Source organism: Rhodanobacter hydrolyticus, assembly GCF_044904645.1.
Genome location: NZ_JADIKK010000008.1, coordinates 339189 through 362448, shown reverse-complemented (window position 1 = coordinate 362448; position 23260 = coordinate 339189). Strand labels below are relative to the sequence as shown.

20 protein-coding genes are annotated in these 23260 nt (G+C 61.0%); 7 read left to right on the top strand and 13 right to left on the bottom strand.

The features are described from left to right. Nucleotides 1–5: 5 nt before the first annotated feature. Both ISP25_RS04105 and ISP25_RS04100 read right to left on the bottom strand, forming a co-directional pair. Nucleotides 6–1790: an ABC transporter ATP-binding protein gene (locus ISP25_RS04105; protein ID WP_404611864.1), complete on the bottom strand. Its 1785-nt coding sequence runs from the start codon at nt 1788–1790 to the stop codon at nt 6–8. Between the two features lie 650 nt (nt 1791–2440). Beyond that, nucleotides 2441–3274 carry an AraC family transcriptional regulator gene (locus ISP25_RS04100; RefSeq protein ID WP_404611862.1) on the bottom strand — a complete coding sequence of 278 codons (834 nt, stop codon included), beginning with the start codon at nt 3272–3274 and terminating at the stop codon, nt 2441–2443. A gap of 83 nt (nt 3275–3357) precedes the next feature. On the opposite strand from ISP25_RS04100, the gene ISP25_RS04095 reads away from it, so the two are divergent. Further along, the gene (locus ISP25_RS04095; protein WP_404611860.1) at nt 3358–3891 is read left to right on the top strand and encodes a hypothetical protein; all 534 of its coding nucleotides are present in this window, start codon (nt 3358–3360) and stop codon (nt 3889–3891) included. A 1-nt stretch (nt 3892) separates the two neighbouring features. On the opposite strand, the gene ISP25_RS04090 is transcribed toward ISP25_RS04095, so the two are convergent. Together ISP25_RS04090 and ISP25_RS04085 are read right to left on the bottom strand one after the other, a co-directional pair. Beyond that, nucleotides 3893–6724, bottom strand: a complete 2832-nt coding sequence (locus ISP25_RS04090) for a protein kinase domain-containing protein (RefSeq protein WP_404611859.1) — start codon at nt 6722–6724, stop codon at nt 3893–3895. Nucleotides 6725–6787: 63 nt separating this feature from the next. Continuing rightward, nucleotides 6788–7447, bottom strand: a complete 660-nt coding sequence (locus ISP25_RS04085) for an ECF-type sigma factor (RefSeq protein ID WP_404611857.1) — start codon at nt 7445–7447, stop codon at nt 6788–6790. Between the two features lie 24 nt (nt 7448–7471). Between ISP25_RS04085 and ISP25_RS04080 the strand changes: the two genes are divergently transcribed. Beyond that, nucleotides 7472–8494 (top strand): hypothetical protein, encoded by a 1023-nt coding sequence (locus ISP25_RS04080; RefSeq protein WP_404611855.1) that lies wholly within the window; start codon nt 7472–7474, stop codon nt 8492–8494. 370 nt (nt 8495–8864) lie between these two features. On the opposite strand, the gene ISP25_RS04075 is transcribed toward ISP25_RS04080, so the two are convergent. Further along, a complete protein-coding gene (locus tag ISP25_RS04075) occupies nt 8865–9683 on the bottom strand; it encodes an SDR family NAD(P)-dependent oxidoreductase (protein WP_404611853.1) in 819 nt (272 codons plus the stop codon). A gap of 243 nt (nt 9684–9926) precedes the next feature. Further along, nucleotides 9927–10463 carry a helix-turn-helix transcriptional regulator gene (locus tag ISP25_RS04070; RefSeq protein ID WP_404611851.1) on the bottom strand — a complete coding sequence of 179 codons (537 nt, stop codon included), beginning with the start codon at nt 10461–10463 and terminating at the stop codon, nt 9927–9929. A gap of 483 nt (nt 10464–10946) precedes the next feature. On the opposite strand from ISP25_RS04070, the gene ISP25_RS04065 reads away from it, so the two are divergent. The 3 genes from ISP25_RS04065 (at nt 10947) to ISP25_RS04055 (ending at nt 12603) form a co-directional block, all read left to right on the top strand. Then, nucleotides 10947–11510 carry a helix-turn-helix domain-containing protein gene (locus tag ISP25_RS04065; RefSeq protein WP_404611850.1) on the top strand — a complete coding sequence of 188 codons (564 nt, stop codon included), beginning with the start codon at nt 10947–10949 and terminating at the stop codon, nt 11508–11510. Between the two features lie 122 nt (nt 11511–11632). Continuing rightward, the gene (locus tag ISP25_RS04060; RefSeq protein WP_192157421.1) at nt 11633–11944 is read left to right on the top strand and encodes a hypothetical protein; all 312 of its coding nucleotides are present in this window, start codon (nt 11633–11635) and stop codon (nt 11942–11944) included. A gap of 26 nt (nt 11945–11970) precedes the next feature. Then, nucleotides 11971–12603, top strand: a complete 633-nt coding sequence (locus ISP25_RS04055; protein WP_192157423.1) for a response regulator transcription factor — start codon at nt 11971–11973, stop codon at nt 12601–12603. Nucleotides 12604–12664: 61 nt separating this feature from the next. On the opposite strand, the gene ISP25_RS04050 is transcribed toward ISP25_RS04055, so the two are convergent. The 3 genes from ISP25_RS04050 to ISP25_RS04040 all read right to left on the bottom strand — a co-directional run bounded on the left by ISP25_RS04050 (nt 12665) and on the right by ISP25_RS04040 (nt 14558). Further along, on the bottom strand, nt 12665–12967 hold the full coding sequence (locus ISP25_RS04050; RefSeq protein ID WP_192157425.1) for a tautomerase family protein: 303 nt from the start codon (nt 12965–12967) through the stop codon (nt 12665–12667). Between the two features lie 144 nt (nt 12968–13111). Further along, entirely contained in the window at nt 13112–14092 is a 981-nt protein-coding gene (locus tag ISP25_RS04045; RefSeq protein WP_404611847.1) for a zinc-dependent alcohol dehydrogenase family protein, read from the bottom strand. A gap of 124 nt (nt 14093–14216) precedes the next feature. After that, the gene (locus tag ISP25_RS04040; protein WP_404611846.1) at nt 14217–14558 is read right to left on the bottom strand and encodes a carboxymuconolactone decarboxylase family protein; all 342 of its coding nucleotides are present in this window, start codon (nt 14556–14558) and stop codon (nt 14217–14219) included. 117 nt (nt 14559–14675) lie between these two features. On the opposite strand from ISP25_RS04040, the gene ISP25_RS04035 reads away from it, so the two are divergent. Continuing rightward, entirely contained in the window at nt 14676–15590 is a 915-nt protein-coding gene (locus ISP25_RS04035; protein WP_404611845.1) for a cupin domain-containing protein, read from the top strand. A 93-nt stretch (nt 15591–15683) separates the two neighbouring features. Here the strand turns inward: ISP25_RS04035 and ISP25_RS04030 are convergent, their stop codons facing one another. Together ISP25_RS04030 and ISP25_RS04025 are read right to left on the bottom strand one after the other, a co-directional pair. Then, nucleotides 15684–16643 carry a hypothetical protein gene (locus ISP25_RS04030; RefSeq protein ID WP_404611844.1) on the bottom strand — a complete coding sequence of 320 codons (960 nt, stop codon included), beginning with the start codon at nt 16641–16643 and terminating at the stop codon, nt 15684–15686. Nucleotides 16644–16706: 63 nt separating this feature from the next. Further along, complete coding sequence (locus ISP25_RS04025; protein ID WP_404611842.1) at nt 16707–17705, bottom strand: SLAC1 family transporter; 999 nt, start codon at nt 17703–17705, stop codon at nt 16707–16709. A 684-nt stretch (nt 17706–18389) separates the two neighbouring features. On the opposite strand from ISP25_RS04025, the gene ISP25_RS04020 reads away from it, so the two are divergent. Next, nucleotides 18390–20981, top strand: coding sequence for a TonB-dependent receptor (locus ISP25_RS04020; RefSeq protein ID WP_404611841.1), 2592 nt, complete (start codon nt 18390–18392; stop codon nt 20979–20981). A 399-nt stretch (nt 20982–21380) separates the two neighbouring features. On the opposite strand, the gene ISP25_RS04015 is transcribed toward ISP25_RS04020, so the two are convergent. Both ISP25_RS04015 and ISP25_RS04010 read right to left on the bottom strand, forming a co-directional pair. Further along, complete coding sequence (locus ISP25_RS04015; protein WP_225578343.1) at nt 21381–22454, bottom strand: HoxN/HupN/NixA family nickel/cobalt transporter; 1074 nt, start codon at nt 22452–22454, stop codon at nt 21381–21383. Nucleotides 22455–22524: 70 nt separating this feature from the next. Then, entirely contained in the window at nt 22525–23259 is a 735-nt protein-coding gene (locus ISP25_RS04010) for an aquaporin (RefSeq protein WP_192157435.1), read from the bottom strand. Between the last annotated feature and the right edge of the window lies 1 nt (nt 23260).

Below are 23260 nucleotides of genomic sequence, written 5' to 3'. Positions count from 1 at the left end.
ACAGCTTACCGATATCCCTGTGCCTGCAACGAGAACAGATGTGCGTAGTGGCCTTCCTCGGCCATCAACTGCGCATGATTGCCACGCTCGATGATGCGGCCGTCCTGGATCACGATGATCTGGTCGGCCATGCGCACCGTGGAGAAGCGGTGCGATATGAGGATGGCGATACGGCCGCCGGAGAGCTCGCGGAAGTGTTCGAATATGGTGGCTTCGGCTTGCGCGTCCATCGCGGCGGTGGGTTCATCCAGCACCAGGATGTCGGCGCGTGAGCGCATGAAGGCGCGGGCCAGGGCGATCTTCTGCCATTGCCCGCCGGACAGCTCGCGCCCGTCGTTGAACCATTTGCCCAGTGGCGTCTCGAAGCCTGCCGGCAGGCTGTCGATGAAGTCGCTGGCCATGCCCTTGTCGCTGGCTTCGCGCCAGCGCGCTTCGTCATTGAAATGGGTGACATCGCCAGCGCCGACGTTCTCACCCACGCGCATCTGATAGCGGGCGAAGTCCTGGAAGATCACCCCGATGCGCTGCAGCAGGACGGATTCATCCCACTCGCGCAGATCGGTGCCGTCGAGCAGGATGCGGCCACTGTCAGGCGAGTACAGGCGAGTGAGCAGCTTGATCAGGGTGGTCTTGCCCGAACCGTTCTGGCCTACCAGGGCCAACGATTCGCCGGGACGGATATGCAGGTCGATGTCGCGCAGTGCCGGTTCGCCGGCGCCAGGGTAGGTGAAACTGACCCGCTCGAAGCGGATGCCGTCCTCGGGTGTGGCGCCATGCCGCACGGTGCCGGTGGCTGCGGGCACGGGCGTTTCCAGATACTCGTACAGCGTGGACAGGTAGAGGTTGTCTTCGTACATGCCGCCGATCGCCGACAGCATCGCCGACACCGCCGACTGGCCCTGACGGAACAGCGACAGGTACATCGTCATCTGGCCCAGGGTGATGCGCGCCATCACGGTGCTGGCGGCGATCCATGCGTAGGCGCCGTATAGCGCAAACGTGCCGAGCAGGCCCAGGCCGAAGCCCCAACTGTCGCGACGCACGGCCAGATCGCGATCGGCGCGATACAACATGTGGAAGATGTCGCGATAGCGCTGCAGGAACAAGGGGCCAAGGCCAAACAGCTTCACTTCCTTGGCGTGGTCCTCGCGCGCCAGCACGGTTTCCAGATACAGCTGCATGCGTGTTTCCGGAGAGCGCCAGCGGAACAGCCGGAACGCGTCGCCGGAGAATTTCGTCTCGGCGAAGAATGACGGCAAGCCGGCCAGCAGCAGCACCGCTACCGCCCATGGCGAAAACCGGAACAGCAGGCTGCCGTAGCTGAGCAGCGAGATCGCGTTCTGGCCCAAGCCGAATGTTCGGGTGATCAGCGACAGCGGCCGACTCGACGCCTCGCGTCGCGCGCGGGTGAGCTTGTCGTAGAACTCCGAATCCTCGAAGTGCGCCAGTTCGAGCGTCAGCGCCTTTTCCAGGATCAACACATTGACGCGTTGGCCCAGTTGCGCACGCAGCAGCGACTGGCACAACGACAGGCCGCGCTGCGCACCGGCCATCGCCGCCACCAGCACGCCCTCCAGCACCACCCATTCGAATACCGATCGCAGCGGGGCTGTCCCGTGTGCTGCCCACAACTTGCTGGCACCGAGCACGGCGTCGACGATGTGTGCGCCAACGTAGGCAATGCCAGCCGGTAGCAGGCCGGCAATGAGAGTGAGCAGGGCCAGTGCGATGGTCAGCGCGCGGCTGGTGCTCCAGACCAGTTCCAGCGCACGCCCGCTGTACCGGAACACGCCCAGAAAACTGCGGGCGAGTTCTTTCGGTGGAGCGGCAGGGGCTGCGTGAGGCGGCACAGGGGAGGTGTCATGAAGCGCGTGACGGGGCGCGAAGCTCTCGAGATGGGGGCCGTGTCGCCTCAGGCAAGCTTGGGCGTGTGATTGAACATGCGGCAGGGCCACTGCCTGGCAATGTACCGAATAGTCTGCAGTTAGGTATGTTTTGCGATTGGGAAGGGTTATCGCGGGTATCTTGGATCGTCTGAGCCTCACCATGGCGGGGAGAAAACGACGAGCAACGGCCAAGGAATCCCTCAAGGGCGGGGCAGTCGCCCGTACCGGGCAACCAGCCTCGCCAACCACTATGACGAAACCCGAGCTCCAAATCCTGCACTACTGAAAACGGGGGGCGTCGTAGGAGCACTTCGACGGGAAAACGGGCTACGACATCCTCGCCGATGTTGATTCAGACGCGATCTGGGATCGGATTTCCGGCTAACCGAGCGCAGGGGAGGGCAACCAACCTGCGCCCATTGCCGAAGGGCTAAGCCTTGGTAATCGATTGAAGCAGGTCAATCGATATGGCCGTCTCGCAGGGACACACCGAAGTGGACTTCTTGCGCGACTGCTCATGGCCGAAGGTCCCGAAGGCTATAGCTCCTCACAAGCTATCGTGATCGCTGGGCGCGGGAACGGCGGATCGAAGAGGCGTGCTCATCTGCGGTTCTTTCAAAATAAAGCGTGGGCGTGGTGCCCAGCATTTTGCGAAACGCTGCGATAAACGCGCTCGGGGCGTTATAGCCGGCTTCTTGTGCGGCGTAGGTGACTTTCATCCCTTCGCCAAGCAAGCGCATCGCATGCATCAAGCGCAGCTGCTGGCGCCATTTGCCTACTGTCATCGCAGTTTCCTCCTGGAATATCCGTTCGATGGTCCGGCGGCTGGCGCCACTGGTTTCGCAGATGTGCGCCAGCGATCGACGATTGCCGGGATCCGCCGACAAGGCTTCAACCACACGTTTGGCGCGTGGGTCCGAAACACTGGGAAGCTGCAACGGCACCGCTTGCACAACCCGCAACTGATCGACGATCACGTCGACCAGATGTCGCTGCCTGAGCACACGGTTCGTGAGTGTGCCCGCCGCACATGCTTCGACAATCAGCTCTTTCAGCAGCGGTGAAATGTTTATCACGCAACATGATCGAGGCAAGTCCTTCGCCATGCGCGGCTTGAGATAAAGCGTGCGCATGGCGACCGGTCCTGACATGGTGATCGTGTGCACAATGCTCTTAGGTATCCAGACGCCGCGATGCGTGGGTACGACCCAGGTGCCTTCTTCAGTTTGCACGGTCATGACGCCACGTGTGGCGTAGACCAACTGATCCCGATCGTGAAAGTGCAGCGAAATGACGTGGTTTACGGCGTAGTTGCGCGTGAGCGTCACGATGGCATCACCGTGGCCCACAAGGTGGTCGAATACGGCAGCTTGTCGATTTTTCGACATTTATTGGCATGTTATCGAAATTTCCGACGCCCGGCGATGACTATGCTGGCATCCATTCGCCCCCAACCAGAGGAGAGCACTTTATGGCAAAGCAAGCGCGCAACTTTGCTTCCGTCACCATGGCGGCCCTGATGTTCTGTTTGGCGCCGCATGTATTCGGCACGACGGCGGCCCCATCATGTGCTTCCGACAGCGCAAGCCGCCAACTGGATTTTTGGCTGGGCAATTGGGACGTCGGTGCAGCCGGATCGTCACCGGCGTCACGCAGCCGGGTATCCCTAACCCTCGACCAATGCATGGTGATCGAAAGCTGGGACGGCGGGCGCGGCCACCGTGGCGAAAACATGTTCGCCTACAGCGCCGACGACAAAAGCTGGCACGGTTTGTTTGTCGACAACGAAGGACGCGTGCACGTGTTCACGGATGGGAAAGCCTCGCCAGGCGAGGCGGAATTCACAGGCCCCAGCACCGGAGCAGATGGCACCATGGTGCTTAACCGCGTAAGGATCGTTCGCATCAGCGCCAATAAAGTCGAGCAGACATGGGAGAAATCCACCGACCACGGTTCTACGTGGTCAATGGCTTTCCTCGGCGAATATTCGCGTGCCAAGCCCTGATCTACAGTGGCAAATATGCGAATCTGATCGGTGGCTCACGATTGGCTGCGAGTATGCGGATCGTCGCGTCGCGCTCACTATTCTGCTCATTGCCAATTCCTGCGAGCAATGTCTCTGCCTCCGTGTGTAACCGCTCGGCTGCAGTTCGATCACCCAGCAAAGCTTCCGTGCCAGCGAGGTCCGCATCGATGTGCGCGATAAGCGAGGCCTTCTTCGGCGTGATCATGTTGGCTGCCGCGAACGCACCTTCAAATTCCCGCTTTGCTTCCATGCAATGGCCGAGCGATCGGAGTGTTTCACCGTACAGAATGCGTGCCCTGATAGCATTTTCCGAACTTTGATCCGCAAGTGCGGCATACATCGCGGCAGCTTCGCTAGCGAAGGTGGCAGCACGTTCGCGGGCACCGCCTGCTGCGGCAATCTCTGCCTCTACGGTAAGCGCGAACGCGACATCTGGATGCGCACCACGATGGCGCTGCCTTGATTCCGCAAATGCGTGGCTGGCCATTCCCTTGGCTTCGCCGATCCGCCCGCGCGCCATAAGGATTTCCGCCAGGCTCGCGCTATCGCCGCTTTGACCGTTGTCGCCGTAATCCTTACCAAGGAGACGCTGCTTCCGGTTGATGGCATCGCGCAAGCCCGTCTCTGCATCTGCGTAAGAACCCTGACTGAAGCGGACATGCGCCAGGTGGCCTAGCGTTATGGCCTCGCCCAGCGATGATGCCGCTGCGAGCTTTCCATCGAGCTCCAGTGATTTTTCATAGAATGCGCCTGCCTCGGAAAATTTGCCTTCGCGTACGAGGACATTCGCAAGGTTGTTGAGGTCGCCGGCGACATGGGCATTGGGACTTGCGTATGCGCTTTCGTCAATGCCGAGGGCAGAGCGCATGAGCATTTCGCTCTCGCCATAGCGGCCAAGCGGGAGCAGCGCCGTTGTAAGAAGCGTCATTGCATCAGCGACCTGCGGATGCCTGGCGCCGAATCGAGCGCGCTTGCGCGCGAGTGCCTCGCGCAACAATGGCTCAGCTCGGTCAGGGTGGCCGGCGTCCATCCATATCCAGCCCAGGTTCGTTATTGCCTCGGTCAGGGCATCACTGCCGGTTGGAAGTATCCGGTGCGCGAGCGCAACGGACTTCGTGCCGATATCGATAGCTTTTTCCGACTCGCCCAGACGTTCGTCAAGACCGGCAAGCCACGCAAGAGCCTGCACTTCTTCCGGCGAGTTGTGGTCGGGGCCGGACTGGAACGCCTCTATTGCGTTCTGCAAACGCAATCTGCCGCTGCGAACGTGACCGAGTTCATCGGCTTCTTCGGCGAGCAGGTATTCGACATGCAAGGTTCGTCTGTCAGTAGCGCCAAACTGTGCTTGTGCCAGTGACGCCGCTTCTTCGAGCGGTTGTTGCGCACGATCCGCGTGACCACTACGCCGCTCGAGGTCACCGATCAATGCAAGAATTTCAACATGAAGCGCGGGTTGTTTCGCGAAATCATGATCGGCGCGATCCCGTCCTTGCGCGAGCAAGACCTCGGCACTCGCCTCTGCCCCATGCGACACATTGTCGAAAAGACCTTCCATGAACGATTTGAGCGCATCCTCGCGTTGCGCCTCGCTTTGGGCCGCGAGTGCTTGCGCGTGCGCATCCTTGGCGGCATGGCGCGCCAGGTACGATTCATACAGGCCGGCTGCTGTTGCGCCGGCGAGCAGCATTACCATGACGATGCTGGCGGAGACAGCCAGAGCATGTCGCTTTGTGAAAGTGAGCGCGCGATACGCAAAAGTATCCGCCCTGGCATGCAACGGTTTGCCATCGAGGTAGCGCTCGATATCCTCACGCAGTGCCGCAGCGCTCGCATAACGGCGAGTGGGGTCCGGCCGTGTCGCTTCGTGCACGACCGCGTAAAGGTCGACGCCCAACCTTTGCCGCAATTGCCCATCGTCGAATACCGGCGTCGCCGCAACGACGTAGTTGTCAAGTCTGCGTGGTTGAAGACCCGATAGAATCTCAGCCAACAGAACACCGAGTGCGTACACATCGACCAAGGTTGTCGTGGCGTGGCCGATGATTTGTTCCGGCGCCGCATATGCGCGTGTCAGACGTCGCATTTCGGTGCGCGTCTGCACACTCTCACCTTCGCCGGCGATGAGCTTGGCGATGCCGAAATCGACGAGCTTGACGCAGCCATCCTCGCCAATGAGCACGTTACTTGGCTTAAGGTCGCGATGCACGATCAGGCTGCGATGTGCATGTTCGACGGCCTTGGACACGTCTATAAACAGCGCGAGGCGTCCTCGCACGTCGATGCCGCGCTTTTCGCAATATTGGACAAGGTTGCCGCTTGCAACAAATTCAAGTGCCAGGAACGGTGTGCCGGTTGGTGTGAATCCAGCGTCGAGCAGCTGAGCAATGTGTGGATGCTGGAGTCGCGCAAGGATGCTCTGCTCACGAAGGAAGCGTCTCTGCTCTTCGGCATCGTGGACATCGATACGCAACAGCTTGAGGGCGACCTTCTGGGGGGCGCCTGGTAGCTCGCGCTCTGCCTCGAATACGCTGGCCATGCCGCCGGCACCCACGAACCGAAGCAGACGGTAACCGGGAATGACAGGCAGGTTATCGGCCGAGTAGCCAACCGACGCCGGCATCCATTGCGCCACGCCTCGCTCGAGCACCTCCGCGATGGGTACCTGACTGAGGGCCTGTGTAACGAGCACGCGGAGCGTCGCGTCTTCGCAGTTTCTGCATAACCAATCGGCCTGTTCGGTAGCAGGCAACTCCAATAGACGGTCGAGCAGCGGCTCGGCCTCGTGCCATCGCTGGATGAAGTCGATGCTCATCGGCGGCTTCTAGTCGGTTATATGCCCATATAGCGCAATCGAGTGGCGACTACCGACATCGCCTCATACTTCCGGAGCCAGGCAGGCTGCAAGAAACGTGCGCGCCTTCAACCAGTCGCGTTCGACAGTACGCGCATTGACGCCGATGGCGTCGGCAATTTCCGGGCTCGAAAGCTCGGCGAACAATCGCAGCTCGGCAACGCGTGCAAGACGCTCATCCAACGCCGCGAGCTTCGTCAAAGCCTCGTCGAGTGCCAGTACGTCGATGATGTTCGATGGCGACACGCCCTCCGTCATCTCGGGTGCTTGCCGTTTCTGCGCCATCTTCCGCCTTGCGCGGTCGATCAGGAGGTGACGCATCGTGCGGCTCATGTACGCATACAAGTGCGCTTGATCCGCGAAGGTGGTGCCGCTGCTGTCAAGCAACTTCAGGCAGGCTTCGTTGACCAGCGCAGTCGTCTGTAGCGTGTGTGCGGCTTCGTACGCCCGTTGCCGGTGCGCAAGCTGGCGCAGCGTGGCATAGACCTGCGGGATCAGCGCATCCATAGCAACCGGATCGCCGTCCGCAAGAATTTCACTGATTCGGGCCTCGGTGGTCATGTGCGCTATTGGCCTGTTACCGGGAAGTGTTCCGGCCATGTCGGAAGAGGCGAGCCATTTGCGCTGTAAGGAGGGATGGCGCCATTCGAGGTGACCGCAAGCTGTCGGCACGCCATCGCCCATCTCCCCAAAACAAGGATTGAAGTCATGTCAAGCCATCACTCTTCACGTAACCGGTTCATCGCGGCGGCCGGTCTGCTCACCCTGGTCTTTGCCGGCTCCAGCAGCGCTGCGACAAGCACCGAAAACGATACAACCCCATTTGCACCCACCACGATAGCGGCTGCCTGTGCCGATGCCCACGCCCGTGTACAGGACGCCGCCGCCATGGCCCCTTGCCGGCATGGTACATCGGCCGCTGATTCGACAAGCGGTTCGAGGACCTACAGCTATCAGACGTTCGACTACCCGGGCGCGTCGCAGACGACCTTATGGGGAATCAACGATCTGAACGAGCTGAGTGGTCAATATTCGGTGGGCACTGGCGCAGCTCACGCCATGGTCTATCGCCATGGACACTTTGAACCGCTGGATCCGGGGGTATTGGGTGACTATTTCAGCGCCGCCGGGGGGCCCACCGACTTCGGTACGACGTTTGGCGCCTATGCGGATGCAACGGGACTTCAGCACGGCTTCCTGATTCAGCGCGGGCATTTCTCCACAGTCGACTTTCCGGGTCATCTCAACTCGAATGTGGACCAAGTCAATCTGTTCGGTGCGATAGCCGGCGTGTACTGGGATGCCGACGGAACCTACCATGGCGTACTTCGTGAAGGGGGGCACGACACACCCATCGATGTGGCCGGCGCACGCGAAACCTATCCGCTCGGCATCAACGACAAAGGCGAGATCGTCGGCTATTGGGATACGGATCCAGACCAGACGCACGGCTTCTACCGCAGTGCAGATGGGCAGTTCTCGACAATCGACGTGCCGGGTGCCGCAGCCACGGTCATCTTCGAGATCAACGACGCAGGGCAGGCCGTCGGCTATTACGTAGACGCTTCCGGCGATATCCATGGTTTCATTGAAACGCGAGGGCAGTTTCAGAACCTGGACGTGCCTGGAGCTGCAGCAACCCTCGCGACTGCCATCAACAATCTCGGCGTGATCGCAGGGGAGTACTTCGACAATGCCGGCACGCGGCATGGGTTCGTTGCCACGCCCTAAATCGGCCCGTCTTACCGGATCTGCACGCTTTCGATATCAGACGGCTAAGGCCGATCCTAGGCCAGCCAGAGGTGACTGGTTGGGTTCGGAGCACGTATGCGGTGACAACTATGGCGTCTACCTCCCGCAAAGAAAGTGGGGAGGTAGACGCGGTTGCCTTGTGGTTCGTAAAACTTTCATCAGAGAGACTGATCACGAAAGTGGCAAGCGATGTCTTGTGCTCGCAATCTAGCTACCTGCGTGGAGTTAATGATTAGCGACCGTTATCGAGGGTACGTGTGCAGGCGGGTCCTAGGCGATTCTTGATGCGCGAATGCACTCCAATCTGAAGTCACGGAGCTGCGCCTCGCCTGCTTCCGCATGGCGTTCGTCAGTCATCAAACGCTGTCGCGGTCGTTCGATCGCGCCAAGCCGCGATGTCGGCTTGCACTTGGGCCATCTTCTGTTCAATACGGGCAATGCTGTCTGCGCCCAGCGGAAGACGAAAGGGCGGCTTGCCTGATTCCACGGCATCGATGATCACGGCGACGCCCTTGACCGGGTCGCCCGCCTGACGTCCGTCCACCACACTGACATTGCTGCGCGTCAAACCCGCCGTGTCGGCATATGCCGAAATGTGTGTGGCGGCTACGACGGCCGAGTCGCGCGAAAGAAATTCGGTGCGGAAATAGCCTGGCTCGACGATGGTGACGTTGATGCCCAACGGCTTCAGCTCTATCGCCAGCGCTTCGGACATGCCTTCCACGGCAAATTTCGAGGCGCAGTAGATGCCGAATCCTGCCGACCCCGCGAAGCCGCCAACGGAAGAGAAATTCACGATGTGCCCGGAGCCCTGGGCCCGAAGAAAGGGCAGCGCGGCTTTGATGACGCGGTGCGTGCCGCCGAAATTCGTCGCCATGACGTGATCCACTTCGGCGTCTGACACTTCCTCGACGGCGCCTACCAATCCGTAACCTGCGTTGTTGACCACCACATCGATGCGCCCTGCGGCCTGTACGGCCGCTTGCATGATGGCGGTGACTTCGCTCGGGTCATTCACGTCCATCCGGAACACCCGCAGGTTGTTGTGCTCGAACGGCCCCTTGCCGTTTCGCGTGGTGCCGATGACGGTGTGTCCGCGGCGGAGCAGTTCTTCGGTCATGGTCCGGCCAAAGCCGCGGGAGATTCCCGTGATGAACCAGGTTGACATGGCATTTCCTATGGTGGGTTGGGGATGGCGGGCGCCGCGCTAGTTCAACTCAACGGTTCGTCACTTCAACGCAATCGGTTCTCACGCTCCGCGCGGGCCCATTTCGCGCGCCGGTGGGCACCGTGGATCGCAGCGACGAAGCAGTACGCTGTGGGCCGACATCCGGTGCCGATCGTCCTCGGGACGGCATTCGGATCTGGCTGGCCACGCGCCGTCTGCGAGACCGAGCGAGGGATTCTCGACTTACTCGCAGGGAAGGGCGGTGAACATTCGACGCCATGATCCTGGACTGACGCCGACTTCCCGCGTGAAGGTACGGGTGAAATGGCATTGCTCCGTATAGCCGCAGCACAGCGCTATCTCTGCGATAGGGTCACAGTTTTCGAGCAGCAGTGTCTTGGCGCGATCCATGCGCAGGTCGATGACCCATTGATGCACGGAAAGTCCGGTGGATGCCTTGAACAGCCGGGAAAAATGTCCCGTTGACATCGACAGGGCCCGGGCTACCCGGGCCGACACATGGCTGCTGAATGCCATCTCTGCCAACTCGTGTTTGGCGACGGCCAACTGGCGCGTACTTAGCGCGCCACGCGTCTCGCGGAAAACCAGCGAATGGCGTTTGGCCCGCTCGGTCTCAAAGGCAGCGCAGGCAAGCTCGAGGTGTCTGATCAAGTCTTCGTAGCCCCCAGCATGCCGGGACGCGTCCTGGATCACCCCATGCAGCGAGGCAATGACGCCCTCGTTCAAGGAAGAGGCGTAGAAGTCGCTGCCGTCAGCCATGGGATCGAAACCTCCGAGGAGACCAAATCGGGTACGTCCTAAGTTGCGGCGTCAATTTACTCAAGCGGGTTGGAAGCCGGCATCCCTCCGAAGCGGTGTCATCACTAGCACTTTGGTGGTATCCGCGCGGCCGCATGTCACGGCTACCCGGAAGAGGTAGCGCTGTCTCGATCTTTCCGGCGATTTGGCCGTCCAGACCTTGACCTAACTTTGCCGGCGCGATGAATGCACGGAAGCACAGCATGCCATCGGCAATTGCACCGGCTGAGGAGAGGGTCGTCATCAATGCATTACTCGTGTCTCGAGAGAGCTGTGGAGTCCGCGTCGGAGCGGGAGCGCCCGACGCCGGATGGCGCACCATCCATCCGCATCAACGTGGCGCGGACGGCGCGTGGCCTGGCGGTGGCTTATATCCCCGCGCGTACACCGGCCGACGCCTCGTCCTGCAGCGCGATTTATCTGCACGTTCCGGTCTGCCTCGAGGTGGCGCGCAAGCTGCCGCCTGACGTGCAGGAAATAGGCGCGGAGCGTGTGCTCGGCAGCGCCATCCTGGCGGCTTTGACGCAAGGATGCCGTGGCGCCGAACCCTTCGTCCGCCACCTGGTGACTGCCTTGTGTTCCCTGCGACAGGCCCACGCCGTCGCCGGCGACTCCCAAACAGAAAGTGGGGGCTTGCGCCCCTGGCAAGCAACACTGGCCAAGAACATGTTGATCTCGGGTATGGACGGCTCGACCTTGCTTGCCGATGTCGCCGCGGCCTGCGGCTTGTCGAAATCGCATTTTGGCAAGGCGTTTCGGCGTTCGGTAGGCATGCCCCCCCACCGATGGATAGTGATGCAGCGCCTGGAGCGGGCGCAGCAGCTGTTGCGCGACGCCAGTCGAAGTCTGGCGGCTGTTGCCGCCGAATGCGGCTTCTGCGATCAGAGCCACATGAGTCATGTGTTTCTGAAAACACTGGGCCTGAGCCCCGGTGCCTACCGTTGCCGGGATCGTGCGGCGATGCGCGGCCATTGGCCGGAAAGCACGTCGGCTACCACTTCCGGGTGATCCCGATTTGAGTGGCGAGAGGTATCAAGCACGGGAGCGAGAGGAGTATCAGCATGCATGCCATTACGTGGACCTGTCCTGGGGCGTGGTGGGTTGTAGCGAGTCTGCTGGGTGCTCTGGGAATGCTGCTGATGCTTGGGGCACTGATCCGCTGGCGGCGCCGGCACGCGCGGCTTGAGGCACAATCGCGCGCCGAGCAGGCTGCGCTGAAATGCGAGGCCAACGCGGAACAGGAGTCCCTGCTTCAGTCCGGGCAGGGCATGCTGCTTCGCTTCGAAGCCATCGCACGTCGATTGCCGCCGGCCCACCCCATCCGTAAGGAGCTGGCCGAGGCCTTGGATCGGGCGGAGCAATGGCTGGAAAAAGGTCTCGATCGGGCGCAACATCGGCGTGAAAACAAAGGGCGGGATAGCAAACCGGATGCCCCCGACTAGTCTTGGACGTCAAGTGGGGAATTGCCATGAGCTCGCCTGATCCGATCATCTGCATCCTCGCGGTCGACGACCATCCGATCATGCTGGATGGTCTTGCCGCGGTGCTCGAGATCGAGCCGGACATGAAGCTCGTCGCGACCGCGGGATCAGGCGAAGAGGCGATCGAGCAATACCGCAAACACCGGCCGGACATCGTGTTGATGGACCTGGAGCTGCCGGGCATGTCGGGTGAAGAAGCCATCCGCACCCTGCACGAGGAATTTCCTGCCGTCGTCATCCTGGTGTTGACGACGTTTCGCGGCGACGCGCAGGCGCTCCGCACCATGAAGGCGGGAGCGCGCGGCTATCTCCTCAAGAGCTCGGTGCGGCACGACCTGATCGATACCATCCGGACCATGCATTCCGGCAAGAGAGTGATCCCGCGCGAGATAGCGGCCGCGATTGCCGACCACGCCATCGACGAGGACCTCACTTCGCGGGAAACCACGGTCCTGAAGCACGTTGCCAGCGGACTGCCCAACCGCAACGTGGCGGAGCTGCTACGCATCTCCGAAGCGACAGTCAAGGTCCACATGAAAAACATCCTGGGCAAGCTTGGCGCGATCTCGCGCACGCAGGCAGTCCAGATTGCCCAAAGGCGGGGCATTATCGAGCGCTGAGCGTCGGCGCGAACCTCGCTGCCTGTTTCCGATGCGGCAGCGAGGCCAGGTGCGCATGCGCCTATTTTTTGTGCGGCGGAAGGATCGCGGAGAACTCTTCCCTGCTGGCAGGGTTGCCGTCGATCATCTCGTAGATTTTCTTCGAATTGCCAAGGTTTTCCATCAGCGACTTCGGTCCGGCGAATGGGCGGCCTCCGATATGCCAGCCATCCGTGTGGAGCTCTTCGATCAGCACCCATACGACCTCGCGAAAGGCCTCGGATCCCTCGTACTTCACCATCACGTCGGTGAGGTCCTTGGCCATGGCATGCTTTTCTTCGCTGGTGAACACACCATCGACGAGCTTTACGTTGACGAACGGCATGGAATTTACCCCTGTGGTTGGATAACGGATGCCGCCAGGCTTCCCCAGGGCAGAGTGGAGCAGGTGTGCGGTATCTCTACGCAGCTACGCTTCATTCGCGGGGCGGCCGACGGCGAGGTGCCCGAAGAGCCGGCTCCCCGAATGTCAGTCGATGTCGACCACGATCTTTCCAGCGGCTTTGCCGCTTTCCTGCAGAGCGTGTGCGTCGTGCACGCTGTCCAGGCCGAAGCGGTGTTCGTCGACGCGTGGGTGAATTTTCCCTGCGTCGACCAGTTTGGCGATTTCACGAAGGATCTCCCCGTGATGCTCGCGGCCTTGTCCGCTCAGCAAGGGAAGCAGCGTAAAAACCCCGGAATAGGTCGCGGCGCGAAATGAAAGCGGCGCCAATGCGTGGCTGCCCCATCCCAGCGAGCTCACCACGTGCCCAAACCGGCGCACGGCGGAAAATGAAGCGTCCAGGCTGCTGCCGCCGACGGTGTCGTACACCAGATCGAAGCCCACCTCGTCGGTGTGTCGGGCCACGTACTCGTCGACGGTGGCGCTGGTGTAGTCGATCGGGATGGCGCCGTAATGACGGATGATGTCCGCGCTGCCCGGCGAGCCGGTGGCAAACACGCGTGCCCCCACGGCCCTGGCAAGCTGGACTGCCGCATTGCCCACACCGCCGGCGCCGCCTTGCACGAGCACCGATTGCCCCTCGCGCACGTTTGCGCGATCCATCAGGCCTTCCCATGCCGTGATGTAGACCAGCGGCATGGAGGCTGCCTGTCGCAGGCTCAGCGATTTCGGCTTGACGGACAGCAGGCGCGCATCGACCACGGCGTATTGCGCGAGCGAGCCCTGCACGTTGCCGACGCCGCCGGTCATGCCGTAGACCTCGTCGCCCACATTGAAGGACGCCACGCCTTCGCCGAGCGCCTCGACAACCCCGGCCATATCGATGCCGAGGATGGCCGGGAGCGGATGCTTGGCATGGGCCGCCATTCCGGCGCGGATCTTCAGGTCCAGCGGATTGACGCCGCTTGCCCTGACCCGGACCAGCACATGCCCGGGCGCGATGGTCGGCCGGGCGATCTGCGCGTGTTTGAACGGTGCGTTGTGCTGCTCGAGCACCGCCGCTCGCATGGACATCTCGTTTGCCATGGTGAAGCCCAGGTTGATGGTGTATTTCTGGAGTGTCGTACCGGCCATCCTTGGCCGATAGGACGATCAGGATGCGAATTGACGATTCGGGTTTCCGGATTCCCGGTCACGCCGCTTCGTGCGATTTGACGGCGTCGATGACCCGCGCCGAGTACACCATCGCGGCACCCGCGTTGAGAGCCACCGCCACGCCGAGCGCTTCGGTGATCTCTTCCTGGGTCGCACCGTGTTTGAGCGCCTCGGCGACGTGCACGGTGATGCAGCCGTCGCAGCGGGTGGTGACCGCCACCGCCAGCGCAATCAACTCGCGCGTCTTGGCACCGAGGAGGTTGTGTTTGTTGCCGGCCTTGGAAAGCGTCTGGTAGCCGGCCAGCGTGTCCGGGCTGCTGGCGCCGATTTCGCCGATCCGGGCGACGAGCTGTTTGCGGTAGTTCTTCCAATCCAACATGGCTATGCCCTCTATCAGGTGGAGACCGACCCTTCGGCCTCTCAGGTGTGGATAGTTTTTCACGCCATGCGGAGAGTGTTAGCATGTCTTTATCTCAATAAGTGGCTCAATCGTCTCATGGATGCGCTTAGCAAGCTGATCGCAGTGTCCGGTGTCCAAGGCAGCCTGGACTTGCGCTGCCGCATGGCGGGCAGCTTCGCGCTGGATCACGAGCAGCTCGAACCCGGCAAGGCACCGTTCCATCTGATGCTGCGGGGCACGGCGCAATTGCTGTTGCCCAAGGGTGAAATGCTGGAGTTGCATACCGGCGATTTCGTGTTGTTGCCGCGTGGCGCGGCTCACGTGGTGCAAGGCACCGGCCATGGCGCCTCCGCGGAAGCGGGCGTGGACAACGACGGGCCGTTGCCGGAGCGCAGCAATACCGCGGGTCCCGTGGATATGGATCTGTTGTGCGGCCACTTCAGTTACGGCCACGGCGGCGCGCAGTTGCTGATGAATACCTTGCCGGACGCCTTGTATGTCCCGATGGCCGAGTTGGAAGGCATGGCCTTGCTGGACAGCATCGTCACCACGTTGCGCCGGGAAGCCGCCCGGTTGGATCAGGGCTCGCTTGCCATCACCAAGGCACTCAGCGAAGTGCTGTTCGTGCTTGCGCTGCGCCGTTACATCTCGCAGGAGGGACTCGCCCCTTCGCTGCTTGGCTTGCTGATCGACCATCGCCTTAGCGCCGTGTTGCTGGCCATGATGAAGGAGCCCGGTCGCGATTGGACGGTCGAGTCGCTCGCGCACAAGGCCAACATGTCGCGCGCAACCTTCGCCAGGCACTTCACCGAGAAAGCGGATGCGTCGCCGATGGACCTGCTCACCTCGATACGCATGCAGCTGGCCTGCGATCTGCTGCTTACCGGCAACCTGTCGGTCGATGCGGTGGCCGAGCAGGTGGGCTACCAATCCGTGTCGGCCTTCATCAAGACCTTTCAGCGTCGGATAGGCACGAGCCCGGCTTCCTTTCGGCGCCATGGGGCGACGTGACCGGCGCCGAGGCGCGGTGCCATCCTTGACATCCCTGTTTGCAGCGGGGCCTGGGAGATGCTGGTTGGCCAGGATGGCTGAGCTTGTGGGCGATCAACGGTCTGCCGGCAGGTGAAGTCCCATAAAGCGCAAGCAGGTGGCTTGCCAAAGACGGAATGAGATGGTGAGGATCAATGTGCCGACCAGGACGCTGGCGGCAAAGCTGTAGTCGGGCGAGTTCAGCACCATCGGCAGCAGGCCTACGGCAAGCACCGGCGGTGCGCGCAAAGCGAGTACCCGCAGCGTCACCACGCTGGCAGCCATGCTCAGCATCGCCGCCAGCACGCCCGCTCCGAGCCAGGTAACCAGACTCACCCCGATCAACGCGCTCAGGGTGCAGGCCAGAGGAAGATGCCAAGGCCGATCTGCCCACGGGCATACGAGCGGGTGCGCGAACATCTCGAAGCCAATGACCACCAGCGGTGGATACAGCAAAAAGTGCCGCCCGGTCCACGTTGCCAAATAAGCGAGGGCAGTCAATACGAGTGCAAAGGGCAGTAGCCATACTGGCTTCGCTGCGGCCTTTTCCAAGTCGTCGTCCACTTCATCGCGCGCCAGGGAAACCGCAGGCTTCGGCTGAAACCTGCGATGGACGATGCCGGTGATGGCCAGCGCGCCCGTGCCCACCGTAATGGCAGGGGGATACCACCAGCTGTGCACTTGAAGAACCAGCGGCAGCAGACCGGCGGAAATGCCCGGAGCGATCGGTGACTGAATCAACTCGATCACGCCCATGGTAACGACCACGTCGAGCAACACGGACGCCACTCCGAACGCCAGGTGATCGGTAATCCAGAGTCCCGCCACTGCAGTAACCAGCGGCGTAATGACGAGCATGACGGGCGCCGTCGCCCAGGTGCCGTACGGGCGCTTCATGATGTCGTTGGAGAGCGCTCCGAACTCCGGAAACATCAGAAGGTCAAAACCCGTCATTCGTGCAGCCGCCGCGATAACACCGATAAAGACGATGCTGCCGAGTTCGGCACCTGGTATGCGAGTCATGCCTGCTTTCATGCGGCAGTTATAAAGGTGGCTCGCCGCGAGTCGCCACATCCGAAAGGAGTAGGCAGCGTGCAATCAACACATGCTCATACGCCTTGGAAGGTTCCAGCCTGCCGTGACCGTCCAGAACACGAGCGTAGCCAGGCCTGCCGCGAACCCGATCGACCGAAAGAACGCCGAGGGCAGGTCGCTCCCTACTTGAAAGCTTCCCAGTGCGAATACCGCCGTCGAAAAAGTGGGTGTCCAGACAGCCGCGTTACGAAACCGGCAGTAGCGGAGTAAAAACCGTGCGCTGCCGAGTAGCACTGGCACACACAAGGCGATGGAGAAGATGCTGGTTGCCACCATGGTTTCCGAAAGTAGCGTCCGCAGGTGCACCTCACCGGCAACGATGTGGGACACCCGGCCCAGCGCAGCCGCTGCCAGGCCCGCGCAACCCATGGCAATCCACCACGGCGCCAGCGGCGCGTTCTCCAAACCGAAGCGCCGCAATCGCGCCAACGCCACGACGGCGACCGCGCAGTAACCGAGCCAGCCGAGTGCGACGCTCATCAGGGCCAGTATTTCCAGCGTGGCGAATGCATGTCCCCACATGAATGTGGCGACATCGCCCGTGGCTATCGCCGCACCCAGGAGGGTGGCCGGCACCAGGAACCACGTTCCATCCATCGCCTTCAGTTGCAAGCCATGGACTGCCAGCGAGCACGCGAATCGGCCGCCCCCCGCGACCGTCAACAGCCATGTCGCGACCAGCCACGCAAATGGTGGTGGCAACCATGGCCATGCAGCGAGGCTGGAGTTCAACCCGGACATTCCGCTGGTAATCACCGCCATGCCAAGCGGCACGGTGTGGATTCCCGTGTGCTCGCTTGCGGGGCCGATCTCCAGCCAGGACGCCCATCCACAACGAAACTCGGCCCGATGCCGCAATGTGCCGGCTACCGGTATCCACACTGCCTGCAGCACGGCCAGCGCGAGCAGTGGCGCAACCAGACTCGGCAACCCGCACCGACCAGCCATGCTCGATGCGCCGGCGGTGGCCATCACGGCGCCATAAGGCAAGCCCTGGCGCAAGGCTGGGCTTCTGCTCGTGGACGCTTCACCAGCGATTTTTGGCGGCTTCACGTGCGCAGTTACCTCCCTCACGAAGGGTTCCTGTGGAAGCACGGACCATCAGGCGCGGTGCTGCCGTTGGGTGGCTGAAACGCTCGCCGGGTAGGTAGCTGGCCATGACAAAAGGCCGACGTAGCCAGAGTCCCGGAGAGTTCATGCCAGTTCTTGCGCGTTAAAGCGATTCTTGACGCTGGAACGGTTTTCGATGGCTGAAGCCACGCGGGCGGCCTATTTTCCTCGGTAGCTGGAGATCTTCCGCCCGTGTATCGCGGCGTGAGCTTCTATAAAGCGCTCCCCCTGGTATCGATGAAATACGCAGCAGCGGTCGATACGGACCAGACCAACACCAAGGCGTAGCCCTTCAGGGGTAGCTGGCACACCTCCTTCGAAACGATTGCCGCCTCCTCGAAAGGATGACGCGCCCTGTCGGTCGAGTGGTTAGCGTGGTGACACCCGCGCAAGCAGCCTTTCAGTCCGCAATGAAGGTCGCCAACCGCGTCGGCAGCATCAGTTCGTGAGATAGCGCGAACCCGTGGATTGTCAGGTCTTTCCACCGACGCGGCCTCGACGTGGGCGCGGCTCTCGAAGCGGCATTCGCCGCCTTAATCCTTGAGAAGCGATGAGTCGAAAATGGAGCAAAAGGGGATGGCAGTCATCAAGAAAATGATCCTGGCCCAGTTGACGTCATCGGTCGTATTTGCTGCGCCCGTGTTGGCGCAGAGCCTGCAGGGCGCTTCCGCAAGCGTGTCGGCGGCAGCGTCGACCTTGGCCGTGCCTTCCGGCGCTGCGACCACGGGACCATCCGGCGATAAGGTTACCCAGCTGCAAGGGGTCGAGGTGACCGGTTCGCTCATCCGCAGTTCGGACAGGACTGGCTTCAACCAGGTTCAGTCGGTCACGCAGAATGACATCCAGCGTAGCGGCGCCACCACGGTGTCGAATTTTCTTCGAGACATCAGCGCCAATTCTGCTAGCAGTTGGGGCGAGGACACGGTGCTGATGAACCAGGCGCCAGGCGGCGCAGGAATCGCGCTGCGCGGCATGAGCATGAAATACAGCCTCGTGCTGATAGACGGTCAGCGTGCCGCGCCCTACGCGTTTGGAGTTGGAGGCACCGATACATTTTTCGATATCAATACGGTGCCGATCAATGCGGTCGACCGCATCGAGATTGTCAAAACCGGTGCGGTATCGCAATACGGTTCGGACGCGATTGCCGGCGTCGTCAACATCATCACAAAGAAGGATTTCCAGGGCCTTCAGCTCGGTGGCAGCCTTGGGGGCGCGCAGCATGGTGGCCAGGGTATGACGAACTTCAGCCTGCTGGGTGGCATCGGCGATTTGAATGTGGACCGTTTCAATGTGACGGCGGCGCTTGATGTCTATCACGCCAGCGGCGTCACCCTCGCGCAACGGGGTATGACGAGCAATGAAAACTACGCTGAGCTGCCTGGCGGCCTCTTCGCTCAGCCCAGTTCTTTCTTCACGACAGCTTCGGGCCCGCAGGCACTGAGTCCATGCGGGCCGACCGGCCTGATGACATCTGCGGCAAATAACCTGCAGACCCAGACGCCCGGCACGGTGTGCTCCCAGAACGGCGCCAAAGCCCAGTCACTCGCTCCACAGGTAGAGCATACAAGCGCCAAAGTGCACGCCGACTTCAAGCTCGGCGTTTACGTTGTGGCATTTGCTGACCTATGGGCAAGTTACAACACCACTTCGCTCGCGTCTGGACTCGCCGGCTTCGGTACAGATGCATTGGTGCCATCGTTCTACTATGCAGATCGCGGATTCACTGCATTCTCGCCCACGGTTGGCGGAAACGCGCTGACATATTATTTCCCGGACGCGCAGGACTGGGACACCACCTCAGTTTTTTATCGTTTTTCATCCGGCGTGAAAGGTTCGTTTGGCACAAGAAATTTCGGCGATTGGGACTGGTCCGCTTCCTACGGACATTCGCAAAGCGAGGTATCGAATACCTTTACCAGCCAGGTTAACGCGTCAGCGGTTCTGGATTACACCAACGAGGTGACGCCCGCCACGTTTAGCGCTGAAACCCTCGATGACTTGCCGGGAGTGCTCGGCGCTTCACGTGACCGGGGCGTTTCCAAGCTCGACACGCTGGATGCAACGGCGTCGACATCAAACCTGCTCAGCATGCCTGCTGGAGACGTCGGCATGGGCTTCGGCGTTCAGCTCCAGCATCAGAGCGAATATATAGCTCCCGGCTCCACCGGCTTTGTGAATCCATTCACCCAGGCGGTAAATGGCGAACGCAATATGGCTGCCGCCTATTATCAAATTGATGTTCCGCTCCTGAGCGAATTGACGTTCAGCCAGTCGGGACGTTATGACTACTACGGAAATTTTGGCGGAGTCTATTCACCCCGTCTTGCGCTGCGCTATCAGCCAATGAATGCCTTGACGGTATACGCTTCGTATGACCGCGGTTTTCGTGCGCCAACGTTGATCGAACTGTATCAGACGGCGAGCGTGACCTCTCAGCCCGTAGGTGCCCGGAACGTCGACGAATATTTCGTCGGGAATCCTGACTTGAAGCCCGAGCACACCGAGAATTACAACGTCGGATTCCAATTGTCACCGACGGCCAGCACGGATGTCGGCCTTGACTGGTACAAGATCGATGTCACCAAGGTAATAGGCCAGCCGAGTATCGTGGCGGAAGTCAATGCCAATCCAGGGCAGACGATTTATTACCTGGGGTACGAGAACCTGGCGTACTTGCGTACCGACGGCTTCGAGGCGACGTTCAAACAGGGGTTCCCCACGAAGATCGGAACCTTCACCCTGTCGGGCGATTGGGCTTACGTGCGGCGCTTCAAGATGCCCATCAACGGCATCGCGGCAGACCTGGCGGGAAACAATGATGCGAACGATACGGTGTTTGGAGGGGCCTTCCCGCGCTGGAAAGGCAATACTGAGTTGAGCTGGACGCATCGCGAATGGACAACGACACTGACCTGGCAATTCACCGGCCCTTATGCGCAGGAAATTGTTTCCGGACCCAACGTCGCGTCGTACAGTCAGCTCGATCTGCTTGTCAGCTACGGCGGCTTCAGGAACTGGAAGCTCTATGCCGGCATCAACAATATCCTCGATCGTGCCCCGCCGTACGATGCATCGTGGACCTATGTGAACCGCGGATACTTCGATCCATCGCTGTACTCGTACATGGGTCGCTACGGCCAGATCGGCGCGACATACAGGTTCTGATGTCTTGGGTGGCAGGGTATTGAGCGGCAGTGGCGCGCGCTACCGCTTGGGCGGCCGACGTCTTGCTGCCCTGCGTGGATTCGAGTGCATCGTCTTGCGAGCCTGGCAGGGCGACTTCTCGCTTTTGTTCCGGTCCTGGAGCTTTCCGCGATCGAATCTTCCGTCGTCGCACCATGGGATCCTGGCGGGATAAGCCATCCCGGAAATTTCCACATTCGCGTTGGCTACGCTCGAGGAAGTCTTGCGCAGGAGCTCGGCCCGGAACCGACCTTCATCTGTCCAGTTTTGAAAGGAAAACCCACGAAAGGAAAGTTCGTGGGTTTGGCGCCTGGAGCTCGAGAAATGCACGCATGGTATGCCGTGGAAAGGAATGCGTACGGGCGGATACCCCGGTTCGCGCTACGGCGTGATTCCGGCGGTGCCCCGTGTCCTGGAGAGGGAGACCAGGTATGAAACCATCCACACGGCGAGGAGGATCGCAATGATGGAGAAGCCCAATGCATTGAAATGATCCTCGATGCCTTGCACGGCTTTCCATATGCCACCTCCTAGGGAGAACTTGTCTGCCAGCATGGCCATGGCCTCCACGGCCGCAATGAATACGGCGATGCATACGGAGACCAAGGTGATGGTCATGTTGTAGTAGATCTTTCGAATCGGGTTGATGAAAGCCCATTCGTAGGCCTTCAGCATCATCACGCCATCGGTGGTATCCACCAGCGTCATGCCCGCGGCGAACAGCAGGGGAAGAACGGCGATGGTTCCCAGGGAAACGCCGCTGGCAACCTGCTTCGCGGAGACGGTGAACATGGCGATTTCGGTGGCCGTGTCAAAACTCAGTCCGAATGCCAGGCCGAGAAAGACCATGTGCCAGCTCTTGCTGACGAGCCGGAACAACGGCGTCAGTATCCTGGCGAGAAATCCTCGCTGGTCAAGCAGGCTTTCGATCTTCTCGGACTGATAGCGTCCCGTTTGCTTGAGGTTTCGATAGTTCCTGTACAGGGAGAAAAAGATGGTCACGTTCATGACGGCGATTGCCATGAGAAACACGACCGATATCGACGTGCTTACCAGCGTTCCGATGGAACGGAGCGCATCAAATCGCGACAGATAATGCTCGGCGCTCGCCACCATGAGGGCCACGACGACGATGATGGACGAGTGGCCGATGGCGAACCAGAACCCTACGGACGTCGGGCGCTTGTTGTCCTGCATCAGCTTCCTGGTCACATTGTCGATCGCCGTGATGTGATCGGCATCGACCGCGTGGCGCAGTCCCAGGCCATACACCAACAGGCTGACGCCGAGCAGGTCGGGCCTGTGTCCAAAAGCCAGTATCGCCCAGACCCACGAAGTCAGATTGAATAGCAGCAGGAAGGCATACATGACGATCAGCCTCATCCTGGTGTGCGTTGGATCGACGCCGCATTGGATGGAGGAGGCGTTCCCCGGGGGATTGACGATGCTTTTCATGAGAGCGTTCCAGCGGCCGGTCAAGGGCCGCCAGCTGGGGCGGCCGAAACGGGGGGCGTCGAGCTGTGAGCTACGCGTCGGTAGGCAGGCTGTCTGTTGCGGCTTGTTTCGAGCGCGGATAGGCAGCCGTGATGACGGCCAGAGCGGTCACGGCTCCCACGATCTCGGCCGGCGCCAGAAAAAGCGCGCGTGACAACGGAAGTGCCACGATCCCGTCGGCCCATGTGGCGGATAGCACGATGGCCGGATTCATAAAGGATGTGGGAAAGGCGAGAAGGGCGGCCGTCAACCAGCCCGCCACGGCAAACGGCCCCGTCATCGCCCGCTGCGCACGCATGCAGCCGAAAATGACGATCATCAAGCCGGCCGTGGTGATGGCCTCGGCGATCGCCAGATGCAGGAGGTCCGCGGGCGGGTAGGTTGCCGGGCGTTCCCCTGAAAGCAGGAAGTTGGCGAGCAGCGCACCAAGAACTCCACCGGCGCACTGGCTCATCACATAGGCGATCGTGCATCGAATATCCCGATCGCCACTCAACCACTGCAGAGCCGTGATCAAGGGGTTGAAGTGGCCGCCCGACGAATTGCCGAATGCCACCACCAACCCGCATAGAACGCCGCCCGTGACGAAAGCGAGCACGGCTTGCACGGCCAGATGGTTGGAGGTTATGCGCTGGACCTCGATCCCGGCGCTGACCACGCAGAACACGAGCAGCAGCGTGCCGACGGCCTCGGATAGCGCACGCCTGTACAACGCGACTGACGGATCCTTTTCGAAGAAGCACGTTTTCGTCTTGAACGCGGGCACG

Coding starts and splice junctions, on each gene's coding strand:
- ISP25_RS04035 (WP_404611845.1), top strand. CDS start 14,676: ATGGATGCGCTTAGCAAGCTGATCGCAGTGTCCGGTGTCCAAGGCAGC.
- ISP25_RS04045 (WP_404611847.1), bottom strand. CDS start 14,092: ATGCGAGCGGCGGTGCTCGAGCAGCACAACGCACCGTTCAAACACGCG.
- ISP25_RS04070 (WP_404611851.1), bottom strand. CDS start 10,463: ATGGCTGACGGCAGCGACTTCTACGCCTCTTCCTTGAACGAGGGCGTC.
- ISP25_RS04095 (WP_404611860.1), top strand. CDS start 3,358: ATGGCAAAGCAAGCGCGCAACTTTGCTTCCGTCACCATGGCGGCCCTG.
- ISP25_RS04030 (WP_404611844.1), bottom strand. CDS start 16,643: ATGAAAGCAGGCATGACTCGCATACCAGGTGCCGAACTCGGCAGCATC.
- ISP25_RS04050 (WP_192157425.1), bottom strand. CDS start 12,967: ATGCCGTTCGTCAACGTAAAGCTCGTCGATGGTGTGTTCACCAGCGAA.
- ISP25_RS04040 (WP_404611846.1), bottom strand. CDS start 14,558: ATGTTGGATTGGAAGAACTACCGCAAACAGCTCGTCGCCCGGATCGGC.
- ISP25_RS04015 (WP_225578343.1), bottom strand. CDS start 22,454: ATGAAAAGCATCGTCAATCCCCCGGGGAACGCCTCCTCCATCCAATGC.
- ISP25_RS04075 (WP_404611853.1), bottom strand. CDS start 9,683: ATGTCAACCTGGTTCATCACGGGAATCTCCCGCGGCTTTGGCCGGACC.
- ISP25_RS04055 (WP_192157423.1), top strand. CDS start 11,971: ATGAGCTCGCCTGATCCGATCATCTGCATCCTCGCGGTCGACGACCAT.
- ISP25_RS04100 (WP_404611862.1), bottom strand. CDS start 3,274: ATGTCGAAAAATCGACAAGCTGCCGTATTCGACCACCTTGTGGGCCAC.
- ISP25_RS04085 (WP_404611857.1), bottom strand. CDS start 7,447: ATGGGCGATGGCGTGCCGACAGCTTGCGGTCACCTCGAATGGCGCCAT.
- ISP25_RS04060 (WP_192157421.1), top strand. CDS start 11,633: ATGCTGCTGATGCTTGGGGCACTGATCCGCTGGCGGCGCCGGCACGCG.
- ISP25_RS04080 (WP_404611855.1), top strand. CDS start 7,472: ATGTCAAGCCATCACTCTTCACGTAACCGGTTCATCGCGGCGGCCGGT.
- ISP25_RS04090 (WP_404611859.1), bottom strand. CDS start 6,724: ATGAGCATCGACTTCATCCAGCGATGGCACGAGGCCGAGCCGCTGCTC.
- ISP25_RS04020 (WP_404611841.1), top strand. CDS start 18,390: ATGGCAGTCATCAAGAAAATGATCCTGGCCCAGTTGACGTCATCGGTC.